Origin of the sequence: Vibrio alginolyticus NBRC 15630 = ATCC 17749 (assembly GCF_000354175.2) — a bacterium.
Classification (GTDB): domain Bacteria; phylum Pseudomonadota; class Gammaproteobacteria; order Enterobacterales; family Vibrionaceae; genus Vibrio; species Vibrio alginolyticus.
Window position 1 is genome coordinate 877,802 of the sequence record NC_022359.1, and the last position, 13,402, is coordinate 891,203.

At 44.1% G+C, this 13,402-nt stretch carries 14 protein-coding genes; 7 read left to right on the top strand and 7 right to left on the bottom strand.

Translation table 11 applies throughout. The features are described from left to right. The first annotated feature begins 314 nt into the window (after positions 1-314). The 4 genes from N646_RS19350 (at position 315) to phaC (ending at position 4,511) form a co-directional block, all read left to right on the top strand. Positions 315-1,055, top strand: a complete 741-nt coding sequence (locus tag N646_RS19350; RefSeq protein ID WP_005373555.1) for an SDR family oxidoreductase — start codon at positions 315-317, stop codon at positions 1,053-1,055. 12 nt (positions 1,056-1,067) lie between these two features. Then, positions 1,068-2,276, top strand: coding sequence for an acetyl-CoA C-acetyltransferase (locus N646_RS19355; RefSeq protein ID WP_031777157.1), 1,209 nt, complete (start codon positions 1,068-1,070; stop codon positions 2,274-2,276). 45 nt (positions 2,277-2,321) lie between these two features. Then, positions 2,322-2,669, top strand: a complete 348-nt coding sequence (locus N646_RS19360; protein WP_005373550.1) for a phasin family protein — start codon at positions 2,322-2,324, stop codon at positions 2,667-2,669. Between the two features lie 66 nt (positions 2,670-2,735). Beyond that, a complete protein-coding gene (gene phaC / locus N646_RS19365) occupies positions 2,736-4,511 on the top strand; it encodes a class I poly(R)-hydroxyalkanoic acid synthase (protein WP_017819891.1) in 1,776 nt (591 codons plus the stop codon). 170 nt (positions 4,512-4,681) lie between these two features. Here the strand turns inward: phaC and N646_RS23950 are convergent, their stop codons facing one another. The 6 genes from N646_RS23950 to napF all read right to left on the bottom strand — a co-directional run bounded on the left by N646_RS23950 (position 4,682) and on the right by napF (position 9,296). Further along, positions 4,682-4,816 (bottom strand): TIGR02808 family protein, encoded by a 135-nt coding sequence (locus tag N646_RS23950; protein ID WP_005373546.1) that lies wholly within the window; start codon positions 4,814-4,816, stop codon positions 4,682-4,684. Between the two features lie 11 nt (positions 4,817-4,827). Next, the gene (locus tag N646_RS19370; protein ID WP_005373542.1) at positions 4,828-5,406 is read right to left on the bottom strand and encodes a NapC/NirT family cytochrome c; all 579 of its coding nucleotides are present in this window, start codon (positions 5,404-5,406) and stop codon (positions 4,828-4,830) included. A gap of 28 nt (positions 5,407-5,434) precedes the next feature. After that, on the bottom strand, positions 5,435-5,890 hold the full coding sequence (locus N646_RS19375) for a nitrate reductase cytochrome c-type subunit (protein WP_005389061.1): 456 nt from the start codon (positions 5,888-5,890) through the stop codon (positions 5,435-5,437). A gap of 78 nt (positions 5,891-5,968) precedes the next feature. Continuing rightward, positions 5,969-8,458: a periplasmic nitrate reductase subunit alpha gene (gene napA, locus N646_RS19380; protein ID WP_005389060.1), complete on the bottom strand. Its 2,490-nt coding sequence runs from the start codon at positions 8,456-8,458 to the stop codon at positions 5,969-5,971. Next, the gene (locus N646_RS19385; protein WP_005373535.1) at positions 8,455-8,763 is read right to left on the bottom strand and encodes a chaperone NapD; all 309 of its coding nucleotides are present in this window, start codon (positions 8,761-8,763) and stop codon (positions 8,455-8,457) included. Before N646_RS19385 ends, napA begins: the two co-directional genes overlap by 4 nt. A gap of 47 nt (positions 8,764-8,810) precedes the next feature. Continuing rightward, positions 8,811-9,296 carry a ferredoxin-type protein NapF gene (gene napF, locus N646_RS23955; protein ID WP_005373529.1) on the bottom strand — a complete coding sequence of 162 codons (486 nt, stop codon included), beginning with the start codon at positions 9,294-9,296 and terminating at the stop codon, positions 8,811-8,813. 247 nt (positions 9,297-9,543) lie between these two features. On the opposite strand from napF, the gene narQ reads away from it, so the two are divergent. Together narQ and N646_RS19395 are read left to right on the top strand one after the other, a co-directional pair. Continuing rightward, a complete protein-coding gene (narQ, locus tag N646_RS19390; protein ID WP_025767926.1) occupies positions 9,544-11,280 on the top strand; it encodes a nitrate/nitrite two-component system sensor histidine kinase NarQ in 1,737 nt (578 codons plus the stop codon). A gap of 4 nt (positions 11,281-11,284) precedes the next feature. After that, complete coding sequence (locus N646_RS19395; protein ID WP_031777156.1) at positions 11,285-11,899, top strand: response regulator; 615 nt, start codon at positions 11,285-11,287, stop codon at positions 11,897-11,899. A 91-nt stretch (positions 11,900-11,990) separates the two neighbouring features. Here the strand turns inward: N646_RS19395 and N646_RS19400 are convergent, their stop codons facing one another. Further along, complete coding sequence (locus N646_RS19400; protein ID WP_005373524.1) at positions 11,991-12,164, bottom strand: hypothetical protein; 174 nt, start codon at positions 12,162-12,164, stop codon at positions 11,991-11,993. A 261-nt stretch (positions 12,165-12,425) separates the two neighbouring features. Here N646_RS19400 and N646_RS19405 point away from each other — a divergent pair, with 261 nt between their 5' ends. Beyond that, positions 12,426-13,289, top strand: coding sequence for a DUF6279 family lipoprotein (locus N646_RS19405; RefSeq protein WP_017819892.1), 864 nt, complete (start codon positions 12,426-12,428; stop codon positions 13,287-13,289). The last annotated feature ends 113 nt before the right edge of the window (positions 13,290-13,402 follow it).

Sequence of the window (13,402 nt, forward strand, 5' to 3'; positions counted from 1 at the left end):
ATTCTGTATGTAAGTGTATGATATTTAATAATTATATTTCTATTTCTGTTGGTGTAGCTTTTGTGGAAGTGTGATTTAAAACAATGACTTATGTAAAGTTAACCATTTTATAACATTTCACGGGTAATGAGATCTAAATCAATCTTATGCAATTGGGTGAGTTTTTTATTTGAAATGTAATATTTCTAGGTTAACTTAAAATAAAGGCAGCACGGGATTGGTTGTCAAAAGAATAAATAAACACGTCAGTTGGTGAACTATTTCATCAGTGTATTAAGTTTGCTTTTTAAATGCCGTTAAGAATGGAGTCTTCAATGAAGAAAGTCGCTTTGATCACTGGATCAAAAGGCGGAATTGGTTCTGCTATTTCCTCTCAATTAGTCAATGACGGTTACCGTGTAATCGCTACTTATTTCACAGGTAACTACGAATGTGCGCTGGAGTGGTTCAACAGCAAAGGGTTTACCAAAGATCAGGTTCGCCTTTTTGAGTTGGATGTAACAAACACGACAGAGTGTGCAGAGAAATTGGCGCAATTGCTTGGGGAGGAAGGAACCATTGATGTTGTTGTCAACAACGCAGGAATCACACGTGATGGCGTGTTTAAAAAGATGACTGCGCAAGCTTGGAATGATGTCATCAATACCAACCTCAATAGTTTATTCAACGTTACGCAACCCCTCTTTGCAGCAATGTGCGAAAAAGGCGGTGGTCGTGTCATCAATATCTCTTCAGTCAATGGTCTTAAAGGGCAGTTTGGTCAAGCAAACTACTCGGCGGCGAAAGCTGGGATGATCGGTTTCTCTAAAGCCTTAGCATACGAAGGTGCTCGCTCGGGTGTGACAGTTAATGTTATCGCTCCGGGTTACACGGGTACGCCAATGGTTGAGCAAATGAAGCCAGAAGTGCTGGAATCCATCACGAACCAAATTCCAATGAAACGTCTTGCGACACCAGAAGAAATTGCAGCATCAGTGAGCTTCTTGGTCAGCGATGCGGGCGCCTACATCACCGGAGAGACTTTGTCGGTGAACGGCGGCCTATACATGCACTAAGGAGAGAAGATGATGGAAAAAGTATTTATCGTAGCGGCGAAGCGTACTCCAATTGGTGCTTTTGGTGGCAGCCTGAAAAATACTTCTGCTGGCGATCTGGCAGCAGTAGCGATTAAAGGCGCGTTGGAAGCGGCAAAGTTGCCTGGCGACAAGGTTGACGAAGTGATTGTTGGCAACGTTGTTGGTGCAGGTCAAGGAATGGGTGTTGGCCGCCAAGCGGCACTGTTTGCGGGGATTCCTGAATCTGTTCCTGCATATGGCGTAAACATGGTTTGCGGTAGTGGCATGAAAACGGTCATGGATGCCGTGTCCCATATCCGTAGTGGCGATGCTGAGATCGTTGTTGCAGCGGGTGTTGAAGTCATGTCTCAGATTCCGTTTGCCGCACCAAGCAGCATTCGTGATGGCAACAAAATGGGCAATCTGGAGCTAAAAGATCTGCTCGTAGCGGACGGTTTAACCGATGTTTACAACCAATATCACATGGGTGTGACGGCAGAAAACGTAGCAAAACAAATCGGCTTAACTCGCCAGCAGCAAGACGAATACGCGCTGTCTAGCCAACAGAAAGCGGTAGCCGCTATCGAAGCTGGCAAATTTCAAGACGAAATTGTGCCAGTGGAAGTAAAGCAACGCCGTGAAACCGTGATGTTTGATACGGATGAATACCCAAAAGCGAACGCGACAATGGAAGCCTTAAGCAAGCTACGTCCTGCTTTTGACCGCGAAGGCACTGTGACTGCGGGTAATGCATCAGGCATTAACGATGGAGCGAGTGCGATTATCGTGGCGTCTGAAAGCGCAGTTAAAGCGCATGGATTAACGCCGCTTGCTGAGATCGTAAGCTATGCGCAATCGGGTCTTGATCCGAAGATCATGGGCCTAGGTCCTGTTGAGTCGGTCAATAAAGCACTCGAAAAAGCAGAACTCACAGTAAATGATATCGACGTTTACGAGTTAAACGAAGCATTTGCAGCGCAAGCACTTGGCGTGATTCATCAGTTGGCGGAAACAAACCAAGTTCCAGTTAACGCGATTCAAGATAAAGCGAACTTTAACGGTGGTGCTATCGCGCTAGGACACCCGCTTGGTGCATCTGGAAACCGAATCTTAGTCACGCTGGTTCACGAGCTTCATAAGCAAAATGGTCAATATGGCGTTGCTTCACTTTGTGTGGGCGGCGGCATGGGCACGGCTGTGGTTGTAAAGACAGTTAAGTAATTATTTAAACGGACATTTTTTAATTCTTTCTCTAGGAGACAAACCATGTACACAGATTTCTTCAAAACATTTAGCGATCAAACTGAAAAAAATCTAGAACCTTACTTGAAGTTCAACAAGCTAGTGACAAAAAACGTAGAAGTGTTGACCGAGCTTCAATTGAACGCCATTCGCACATACAGTGAAGTGGGTCTAAACCAGATGAAAGCAGCGACAGAAATCAAAGACGTAACGTCATTGACTGCTTTCAACAGTCAGCAACTAAGCGTACTTACTAAACTTTCTCAACAAATGATGGATGACAGCAACAAGCTTCAAGCGATTGCAAAAGAGTTCAAAGAAGACGTTGAGAAAATGACTTCGGAAAATCTAAAGACTGTTACTCCAGCGTAATTTGTCCGATTCTCGCCGCCCCTAGATTTGGGCGGCGTTGTTTTTTCCGAATATAGGAGTAAGACTATGTTTCAACACTTCTTTTCGGACTATCTTGTGAAGCTTCAGGAAACCAATCATCAGTGGTGGCATGATTTCGAAGTGAACAAGGCAGTCGTGAACTCTCCTTTAAACAAGGCCATGCAAGAAGTGAACTTTGAGGATACTGCCAAACTGTTCGAACAAGCTGCGAATCAGCCTGCTGCGATTTTAAAGCTGCAAGCACAGTGGTGGGAACAGCAGCTGCAAATTTGGCAGAATGTTGCATTGGCAGGGAACCAAGCACAAATCGTCGAAGCTGAAAAAGGGGATAAGCGTTTCTCAAACGAAGCGTGGCAAAATGAAGCCATGTATAGCTTCATCAAACAATCCTACCTTTTATTTAGTAAGACCTATCTGGACACCATCGAGTCTTTGGAAGGCTTAGATGAAAAGACGAAAGAACGTATTATTTTTTTCTCTCGCCAAGCCATTAACGCCCTTTCTCCTTCCAACTTCATCGCCACTAACCCAGAGCTTTTGAAGCTGACACTTGAGCAAAACGGTCAAAACTTACTGGCAGGCTTAGAGCAGTTGAAAGAAGACGTTGAGTCGAGCGCAGACATTTTAAAAATTCGTATGACGAATAACAATGCATTCCGCGTGGGAGATGACGTTGCGACGACACAGGGCAATGTGGTTTTTCAAAACGAATTGTTTGAGTTGATTCAATATCGACCTCTAACAGAGAAAGTGAATGCGACGCCGCTGCTCATCGTCCCACCTTTCATCAATAAATACTACATCCTTGATTTAACGGCAAAGAACTCAATGGTTCGATGGTTGTTAGAGCAGGGGCACAGTGTATTTATGATGTCTTGGCGCAATCCAGGCAAGGCACAAGCGCACATAGAGTTTGGTGACTACGTGACAGAAGGCGTAGTGAAAGCCGTCGCTGCAATTGAAGATATAACAGGACAAGAGCAAATCAATGCTGCTGGTTATTGTATTGGTGGTACTGTTTTAGCAAGCACGGTTGCGTACTACGCTGCAAAACGTATGAAGAAGCGCATTAAGTCTGCCACTTTCTTCACCACGTTGCTCGACTTCTCTCAACCAGGTGAAGTCGGCGCGTATATCAATGACACCATTGTTAGTGCAATTGAAGCGCAAAATAACGCGAAAGGGTATATGGACGGCCGTTCCTTAAGCGTGACGTTTAGTTTACTGCGTGAAAACAGCTTGTACTGGAACTACTACGTAGACAACTACTTGAAAGGCAATAGCCCAGTCGATTTTGACTTGTTGTACTGGAATAGTGACAGCACCAACGTCAGCGCTGCATCTCACAATTTCTTGCTTCGCGAGCTCTATTTAGAGAACAAGCTGGTGCAAGATAAAGGCGTCAAAATTGGTGGAGTATGGATTGATCTAAATAAGATCAAAATTCCTAGCTATTTTGTGTCAACGAAAGAAGACCATATTGCGTTATGGCAGGGAACTTACCGTGGTGCGCTGAACACGGGTGGTAACAAAACATTTGTCCTCGGTGAGTCTGGTCATATTGCGGGCATCGTGAATCCTCCAGCTAAAAATAAGTATGGTTATTGGTTGAACGATAATTTGGATGACTCTGCTGATGAGTGGTTGAATAACGCGGAACACAAAGAGGGATCGTGGTGGACACACTGGAACGAGTGGTTACTCCAATTCAACCCTAAAGAGCAAGTTGAGCCTTTCCCTATTGGCTCAGAAAACCATCCGGTTATTGATGAGGCGCCAGGACAATACGTCAAACAGGTTCTGCCAGTAAAAGAATCTTAAACAACTCCCTATAGCAGTAAATCTTAGCGGCCTTTATGGTCGCTTTTTTTATGTATGATTGCTTGTTTATTGTTGGCAAGTACCATTGAGTAATAAATAAAAAGCGCCGAGCATTTGCTCGGCGCTCAGTGTCAACAAATAGGCTAGTTGACGAGTAGAGATGCGTTACGTTACACCTCTTTATCCTTACCAAATGACAGCAGCCAGAGAGAGATTGCTGCTACCGCCACAAAGCCGGAAAGAATAATCACTGGCATAGCACTGTAGCCAAGGATATGCCAAATTACAGATTCTAATGTACTCATGGTAAGTCTCCTTAGTGCCAGCCTTCAACGCCGCTCATGTCTGGTAGTTTGTGCGCAATACCTTTGTGACAGTCTACACATGTTTTCTCGCCTGAAGCGAGAGCGGTGGAGTGCTGTTCTGCCGCACGTGATCCTTGCTGAGAGTAATCCATGAAATCAAACTCATGACAGTTACGACATTCAAGAGAGTCATTCTTTTTCATACGTGCCCACTCTCGCTCTGCGAGGTGTCCACGACGCTCTTGGAACTTCTCTGGCGTATCGATCGTCTTCGTTACGAAGTGTGCAAATAGCTCTTTAGATGCCTGTACTTTACGAACGATCTTATCCGTCCATTCATGAGGAACGTGACAGTCTGAACAAATCGCACGAACACCAGAACGGTTGGAGTAGTGAATTGTTTCTTGAATTTCAGCAACGATCGGCGCGTGACAGCCAGAACAGAATTCTTCTGTGTTGGTTGCTTCCATACCTGTGTTGAATGCGCCCCAAAATAGAAGGCCACCAGCGAAGCCTAGAAATAAAACCACACCAGCGGCAGCTTTACTCGGGCTCGACAGTCTCTTCCAAAACGCTTTAAGTATTTTCATAAGTAACCTCTTAGTACTCGCGTTTCAATTACTGAAGCGAATCGACTGCCTTAAACTCGTTTTCCACTAGTGGTTTTGCATCCGTTTGTGGAACGTGACATTGCAAACAGAAGTAACGACGAGGAGACATATCTGCCAGTACCGCATCTTCTCTGTTTACATAGTGCGTTACGCTAATTTTAGTCGCACCTGACTCTTTTGCATTTTTCCAGCTATGGCATGCAAGACACTTGTTAGCATTTAACGAAATTTCGTAGTGACGAATGCTGTGTGGGATCAACGGTGGTTGATAAACATAGCTGTCTTCAACAATTTGATCTTTAGGGAAGTCTTTGAACTCGTCTGCTGGACGCGTATCTTCCAATTGAGACATTCCACGTAAAGATTCTAGACCTCCAATACCACCTGGATTATCCAACTCAGCTTGCGCAATGCCTGTCACTAACGCACCTACAGATAAAACTGCGACAAGTAATTTTTTCATCATTTCATCTCCGCCTTTATGGCTTAAATTCTTTATTAGGCCGCCATAATGACGGCCGTAGCATTCAGTATCTGAAGGTTAAGCAATCTTAGTGATTTTGACTGGGCACTTCTTAAAGTCTGTCTGTTTAGACAGTGGATCAGTCGCATCTAGGATAAGCTTGTTAATCAAAATACGTGCATCAAAGAACGGTACGAATACCAAGCCTTTTGGCGGACGGTTACGACCGCGAGTTTCAACACGAACGCGTACTTCACCGCGTTTGTTTGCCATGAGTACTTCTTCACCACGACGAACATTGCGTGCTTTTGCGTCTTCTGGGTGCATGTAACACACTGCGTCTGGTACTGCTTTGTATAATTCAGGTACACGACGAGTCATGGTGCCTGTGTGCCAATGCTCAAGAACACGACCAGTACATAACCACATATCAAATTCATCGTTCGGTACTTCTGGTGGCGCTTCGTATGGCGCGGAAATGATCTTCGCTTTGCCATCAGCATTGCCGTAGAAGTCCCAACCAGAACCTTCTTTTGCGTATGGGTCTGAACCTTCTTTAAAGCGCCACTGTGTTTCTTTACCATCAACAACAGGCCAACGTAGACCACGTACTTGATGGTAGCGGTCGTATGGAGCCAAATCATGCCCGTGACCACGGCCAAATGTTGCGTATTCCTCAAACAGACCTTTTTGAACATAGAAACCGAAGTGGTGAGCATCGTCATTCAGTTCACGAGCTTCTTCGATAGGGAATTTGTCGACGTTACCATTGCGGTAAAGTACGTCGTACATTGTTTTACCACGGTATTGAGGCGCTTTCGCTAGAAGCTCTTCAGGCCACACTTCTTCCATTTTGAAGCGTTTCGAGAACTCCATTAGCTGCCACAGGTCGGATTTTGCTTGACCGACTGTGCCCACTTGTTGGTACCAAGCTTGAGTACGACGCTCTGCGTTACCGTAAGCACCTTCTTTTTCAATCCACATTGCGGTAGGAAGAATAAGGTCTGCTGCTTGTGCTGTTGCTGTCGGGTATGGGTCAGACACAACGATGAAGTTTTCTGGGTTGCGGTAACCTGGAAGACGTTCTGTGTTGATGTTTGGACCGGCTTGCATGTTGTTGTTACATTGAACCCAGTAACAGTTCAGAACGCCGTCATTCAGCATACGGTCTTGCAATACGGCGTGGAAGCCAGGTTTTGGTGGAATCGTACCTTCTGGCAGTTTCCAGATGTCTTCTGCAATCTTACGGTGTTTAGGGTTAGCAACCACCATGTCCGCTGGTAGGCGGTGAGCAAACGTACCAACCTCACGAGCGGTACCACATGCTGATGGTTGGCCCGTTAGTGAGAATGGACTGTTCCCCGGAGTCGAGATCTTACCGGTTAGTAGGTGGATGTTGTAAACCAAGTTATTCATCCATACACCACGAGTATGCTGGTTCATGCCCATTGTCCATAGAGACATCACTTTCGTGTTTGGATCCGCGTATTGCTTCGCAAGCTCGATAAGCTTCTCTTTCTCAACACCAGAGATTTCAGATGCTTTCTCTACTGTGTATGGCGCTACTGATTTCTTGTACTCTTCGAATGAGATAGAAGTGAGTTTGCCAGAGTTCGGGTTCTTCGCTGCTTTTTGTAGCGGATCATCGTCACGTAGACCGTAGCCGATGTCAGTGTCTGCTTGAGTGAAGTTCGTGTGTTTGTTCACGAAGTCCCAGTTTACTGCATCGTTTTCGATGATGTAGTTTGCGATGAAGTTAGCAATTGCAAGGTCAGACTGAGGATTGAAAATGTAGCCGTGGTCTGCCAACTCAAATGAACGATGGTAGTAAGTAGAAAGCACGTTCACTTTAACGTGAGGGTGGCTTAGGCGGCGGTCAGTAATGCGAGTCCATAGAACCGGGTGCATCTCTGCCATGTTTGAGCCCCAAAGAACGAAAGCGTCTGCGTTCTCAAAGTCATCGTAACAACCCATTGGCTCATCGATACCGAATGCGCGCATGAAACCTACAACGGCAGAAGCCATACAGTGGCGAGCGTTTGGATCAATGTTGTTTGATCGGAAGCCTGCTTTCATTAACTTTGATGCAGCGTAGCCTTCCATTACTGTCCATTGGCCTGAGCCAAACATACCTACGCTTGTTGGGCCTTTTTTCTCGAGGGAAGCTTTCCATTTCTCAGCCATGATGTCGAAAGCGTCATCCCAAGAGATAGGTGTAAATTCACCATCTTTGTGGAATTTGCCATCTTTCATTCGTAGCATCGGTTGAGTTAGACGGTCTTGACCGTACATGATCTTAGAAAGGAAGTAACCTTTGATGCAGTTCAGACCTTTGTTTACTGGTGCTTCTGGGTCACCCTGTGTTGCTACCACTTTGCCGTTTTGAGTGCCAACAAGAACAGAACAGCCTGTACCACAGAAACGACAAGGTGCTTTGTCCCATGTGATTTTGGTTTGATCAGAGCTTGCAATCAGGTTGGCTGCAGATGCTGGTAGTGTCACACCTGCGACAGCAGCAGCTGATGCAGCCGCGTTTGCTTTCACAAACGCACGTCTTGTCATTTTCATACTTCACCCTCGATTTGGGAATGTTGTGTTCCAGTGTCTTCTTCATCCGTTTCTTCAAGCCCAGTTTCGATTTGGTGATAAACCAATACCGTGCTTAAGACGTTCGGTAAATTGTTAATGGCATCGATAGTGTCTGTGATGAAACCTTGGTTCTCAGTTTCAAGTACGACGATAATCTTGCCTTCAGGACTGTCACCATAGATTTCCGCATTTTCGTGTGCTTCTATCTTTTGTTTGATTTCGTCCAAATGTTCCGGCAGCACATGTACTACCAAACTTGAAATATGCACTTCATTTAGTGACATATAGCTCTCTCATTTATTTTTATTGCCTTTGGCCGACGACATTCGGCTTAGGCTGTTGTATTGCTCACATTGATGGATGAAGTCGGGCAAACTGAAACACAGGCGCCGCAGCCGTTACACTCATCAAGGTCTAAATTGGGTTGTGCTACTTTCCCCAGTTCTAATTTGAACTGAATTGCCATCGGGTCGCACATATCCCCACAGCTTCGGCATTCGACATTTTGTTTTGCTAAGCAGTTATCGTTGATACTTGCTTTTGCTTGCCAAGGTTGTTCTGTTTCTGGCAAGAAAAGGGGCTCAGGACAGGCGTTTGCACATTGATAGCAAAATGTGCATTCATCGATGGAAAAATCGACCGAGGGGAATCCGCCATCACTTTTGGTTATAATCTTTGTTTCACAGGCCTCAATGCATTTACCGCAGCGAGTGCAATCGTCCGTAAACTGTTGCGGTTTAGTTAACCAAGGCAAACGTACGGCGTTGTCGGGGTGCGCTTTTCTTGCAAAGAGTCTTCTTCTGGAAAGGTCTACCACTTAGTCACCTCGAAACTTGGAACCCAAACTAAGCATAGTCCACAATTTTCATTAATAAACTGTCATTTAAACTAACGAAATTGTAGTTTTTGACATATTTGTATAAATACCTCTTAGGGGGTAAATGGTATGCAATATTGTTTTGGATCAATAAATTCCGTCGCAGGTGATCACATATTGATAAAGTTGAAAGGTAATGGGTTCATTGCACGTACAAATAGGATTGTTAATGGGCGAGGAACTCAGATTGTTTAAAAATGTGAAAAAGTCAGTGACGCGCACGATTGCGTCCGCGATGCTTCTTATTTTGCTGCTCTCAGTCGCTACGACTGGTTTTGCGATTTTTACGTTAGCGTCCAGTTTGAACGATGCTGAAGCCGTCAATGTTGCTGGCTCGATGCGAATGCAAAGCTACCGTCTGGCGAATGATATTCAGGTTAAATCTGTTGACTATTCTTCACATATTGACGCATTTGAACATTCGATATATTCACCTTCAATGAAAGCGCTTCAGCATTGGTCTGTGCCTGAAGACATCACTCACGATTACTACCGTCTTATTATCAGATGGCATGAACTCAAGGCGGTGCTGAGAGGAGACAACCCGGCAGAATATCAACTCCTAGTGGCCGGTTTTGTTGAACAAATCGATGAGTTTGTATTTAAGCTGCAAAGCTTTTCGGAGCAAAAACTGATTAACTTAGCCTGGATCGGCGGGTTAGGGTTGGGTGGCATCCTTTGTGTCAGTATGTTTGTCGTTCATTTTGTGCGCCTCGAAGTTGTTCGGCCTCTGCGTGCCTTAGTTTTTGCTAGCGAGCAAATTAAAAATCGCTCATTCAATATATCGCTCAATGTATCTAGCGACAATGAAATGGGAATACTGACTCGAACCTTTAACCGGATGGCGACAGACCTTGGTAAGTTGTACCGAGGATTAGAACAAGCGGTTGATGAGAAAACACGTAAATTGCAGCATGCCAACCAGTCTTTAGAAGTGCTGTATGACTCGTCAAAAGAACTCACGGCGTCGCGTATTAATCAAGACAATTTCCAGGCGATTTTGCAGCATATCGTCAGTCTTGAGGGCATTAAAGCGGTCAAACTTGAAATCGAGCAGCTGGGAGAACCGAGCTGGATATTGATGGAAGGAGAAGAATGCTGCCAAGATTGTGATGAAGATTGCCACGGTAAAGCCCTGATGCTAGATGGTGAGCACTTGGGTTATTTATATTGGAAAGCAGGGTTACCTTGTCCGAACGAGGCTCTTATTGACAACTTCGTGCAGATTTTATCACGCGCCGTGTATTACAATCGGGCGCAGCGCCAAGCAGAACAAATTCTGCTGATGGAAGAGCGAGCCACTATTGCTCGGGAGTTGCATGATTCATTGGCTCAAGCACTCTCTTACTTAAAAATTCAGGTCGCTTTGTTGAAGAGAAGCGTAAAGAACTTGCCTGACGAAAAGGCGATCGCGCAGGCTAATCAAGTTATTGCCGAGCTAGATACGGGCTTATCTGCCGCTTATACGCAGTTACGCGAGTTACTGACGACGTTTCGTCTTACGATTAAAGAGGGCAGTTTTGGCCAAGCATTGCAAGACATGGTTGAAACGCTCAGTGAACAAACTGCTGCGGACATTACGCTAAAAAATAGACTTTCATCAACTGAACTGGATGCACATCAGCAGGTTCATTTACTACAGTTGATAAGAGAAGCGGCAATTAATGCTATCAAACATGCGCAAGCAGATAATATTCACATTCAATGTCTCGATAATGATGGAAAAGTCACAGTAACCGTTAGCGACGATGGAATAGGCTTTGAACATCAAGACGAAAAATTAAATCATTACGGTATGAGTATCATGCAAGAGCGGGCCGCTAGACTGCATGCCGATCTGCACATCGAAGCATCGATAAACAAAGGTTGTACCGTAAAATTAGAATTCCAACATAGTAAGGAAGTAAACAGTGACAGTGTGTAAAGTAATGCTGGTGGATGATCATCCACTCATGCGAAGAGGTATCCACCAGCTTTTAAGCTTTGAGCCTGAGTTTGAGGTTATTGCAGAAGCAAGTAATGGCGCGGATGCAGTAGCGAAAGCGCATGAGCTGGAACTGGATCTTGTACTTCTTGATCTTAATATGAAAGGCATGTCTGGCCTTGATACTTTGCAAGCACTGCGTGCAGATGGCTGTGAAGCCAGAATTGTCATTCTAACCGTTTCAGATAGCCCAGCAGATATCGAAGCAATAGTTCGAAGTGGTGCCGATGGCTATTTATTGAAAGACACTGAGCCCGATGAGTTGGTTGAGTTGCTAAAACAAGCGCACCAAGGGGACAAGGCATACAGCCAAGAAGTTTCTAAGTATTTGAGTGAACGTTCAGAGCAAGAGGACGTGTTTGATACACTGACCGATCGTGAATCTCAGATCTTAAGAGAGGTGGCAAGAGGTTTCCGCAACAAGCAAATTGCCGATCGTCTTTTTATCTCTGAGTCTACGGTTAAAGTACATATGAAGAGTTTACTTAAAAAGCTTCAAGTTCCTTCTCGTACTGCAGCAACCGTCCTTTATCTTGAGCGCTTTGGCGACATCAAATAACATTGTTGGATTTGAATCTGTAATAATAAATAAAATCAAACAGTTATATTTATTCTGACAAATAAAAAAACCGCCTGTTAGGCGGTTTTTTTTACTTGTCTGGGCGAATAGAGTACAAGTCACTGTTGTGCTTACCACACTCCAAATAGTACTGATAAGCCACTTTTTTGCTTTCAGCAATGACTCTCATGCAGTGCATTTTCCCCTGTTCAAAATATCGAATCTCATATTCTACACTGGTATCAAGTTGCTCAGCGGCTGCCATACTTCGCCTCCATAAACCATCCAAAAAACATCCATGCAAATTATATGCCGTTATAGGGAGCGTCGTTCGGTACGTTTTTTAGCCGATAATTGCGCTCTAACTCACTTTTTTGCGGATAGCTGTGATCAAAAAGTTAATTTCAAACTCTATATATTATTAAGGTGGCAATCAATATTTGTCACACTGGTGTAAGTTTGCCGCAATACTAAGTGATACAGGTTGAGTATAGAACTTAATCAACAGAAAAGGGAATACGAATAAGTGACTAAATTAAAGGATGTATCTAATAAGGCGCTTCGTTATGGCCTTCTATTTTGTTTCGTATTTCTGCTTGCCGGTTGTGCGAAAAAGTTTTTATACAGCAATATCGATTGGTTCGTGCTCGATTACTTAGAGGACTATGTCTCGTTGCAAGGGGAACAAGAAGTCCTGGTGGAAGAGCGCTTATTATTGTTGGCAGACTGGCACAAGAAAGAGGAGTTACCAATATATATCGAACATTTAAAAGACCTTGAGAGATTAAAAGCGAGCGATATCACCTTAAATTACTTGCAACAAAATCGAGATAGAATGCGAGCGCATTACGATAGAGTGGTCAGCAAAGCAGCACCAGATCTTTTTGCGTTAAGTTTGCAATTAACGAAAGATCAAGAACGCGAGTTTTTGAGTAATGTACAAGAACATTATCAAGAGCGAAACGCAAAATATGCCGATAAGACAGAAGACGAAGTGCGTGAAATTATTCTGGATAACACTGAAGAGTGGATGGAAGAATGGCTAGGGAATCTATCAGGAAATCAGCGTCAATTAGCTCAAACATTTTCTCAGCAAGTTATTTTAAACAGCCCTTTATGGAGAGATTATCGAGCCACGGTATATCAAGAGCTCGAATACTTGTTCGACAACAAATCTAATGTTGTGACTTATCAAGATATATTTATGCGACTCTTGTTCGAACCAGAGAGTTATTATAGTGAGCAGCTTTCTCTGAATATTGACTCTAACTTTGCATTGGTTGATCAACTGACATTAGATGTTTCTCGTTCGATGACCGATAAGCAATGGCGTCATTTTCGTGAAAAGGTTAAAGAGTGGCGAGTACTGGCTGAGGAACTTTTAGATTAAATTCATGCTTCAATGAGCGAAAGCAAAGCGCAAAAGCCTTTCTTATCAAAAAATGATTCAAAGCAAATTCTTATTGAGCTATGAGCGTAACATAGCGTGAGGTTTGATGAGGC

Bases quoted from the DNA above. Each gene is read 5' to 3' on its own strand.
- N646_RS19350 (WP_005373555.1), top strand. From the start codon at position 315: ATGAAGAAAGTCGCTTTGATCACTGGATCAAAAGGCGGAATTGGTTCT.
- N646_RS19355 (WP_031777157.1), top strand. From the start codon at position 1,068: ATGGAAAAAGTATTTATCGTAGCGGCGAAGCGTACTCCAATTGGTGCT.
- N646_RS19360 (WP_005373550.1), top strand. From the start codon at position 2,322: ATGTACACAGATTTCTTCAAAACATTTAGCGATCAAACTGAAAAAAAT.
- phaC (WP_017819891.1), top strand. From the start codon at position 2,736: ATGTTTCAACACTTCTTTTCGGACTATCTTGTGAAGCTTCAGGAAACC.
- N646_RS23950 (WP_005373546.1), bottom strand. From the start codon at position 4,816: ATGAGTACATTAGAATCTGTAATTTGGCATATCCTTGGCTACAGTGCT.
- N646_RS19370 (WP_005373542.1), bottom strand. From the start codon at position 5,406: ATGAAAATACTTAAAGCGTTTTGGAAGAGACTGTCGAGCCCGAGTAAA.
- N646_RS19375 (WP_005389061.1), bottom strand. From the start codon at position 5,890: ATGAAAAAATTACTTGTCGCAGTTTTATCTGTAGGTGCGTTAGTGACA.
- napA (WP_005389060.1), bottom strand. From the start codon at position 8,458: ATGAAAATGACAAGACGTGCGTTTGTGAAAGCAAACGCGGCTGCATCA.
- N646_RS19385 (WP_005373535.1), bottom strand. From the start codon at position 8,763: ATGTCACTAAATGAAGTGCATATTTCAAGTTTGGTAGTACATGTGCTG.
- N646_RS19395 (WP_031777156.1), top strand. From the start codon at position 11,285: ATGCTGGTGGATGATCATCCACTCATGCGAAGAGGTATCCACCAGCTT.
- N646_RS19400 (WP_005373524.1), bottom strand. From the start codon at position 12,164: ATGGCAGCCGCTGAGCAACTTGATACCAGTGTAGAATATGAGATTCGA.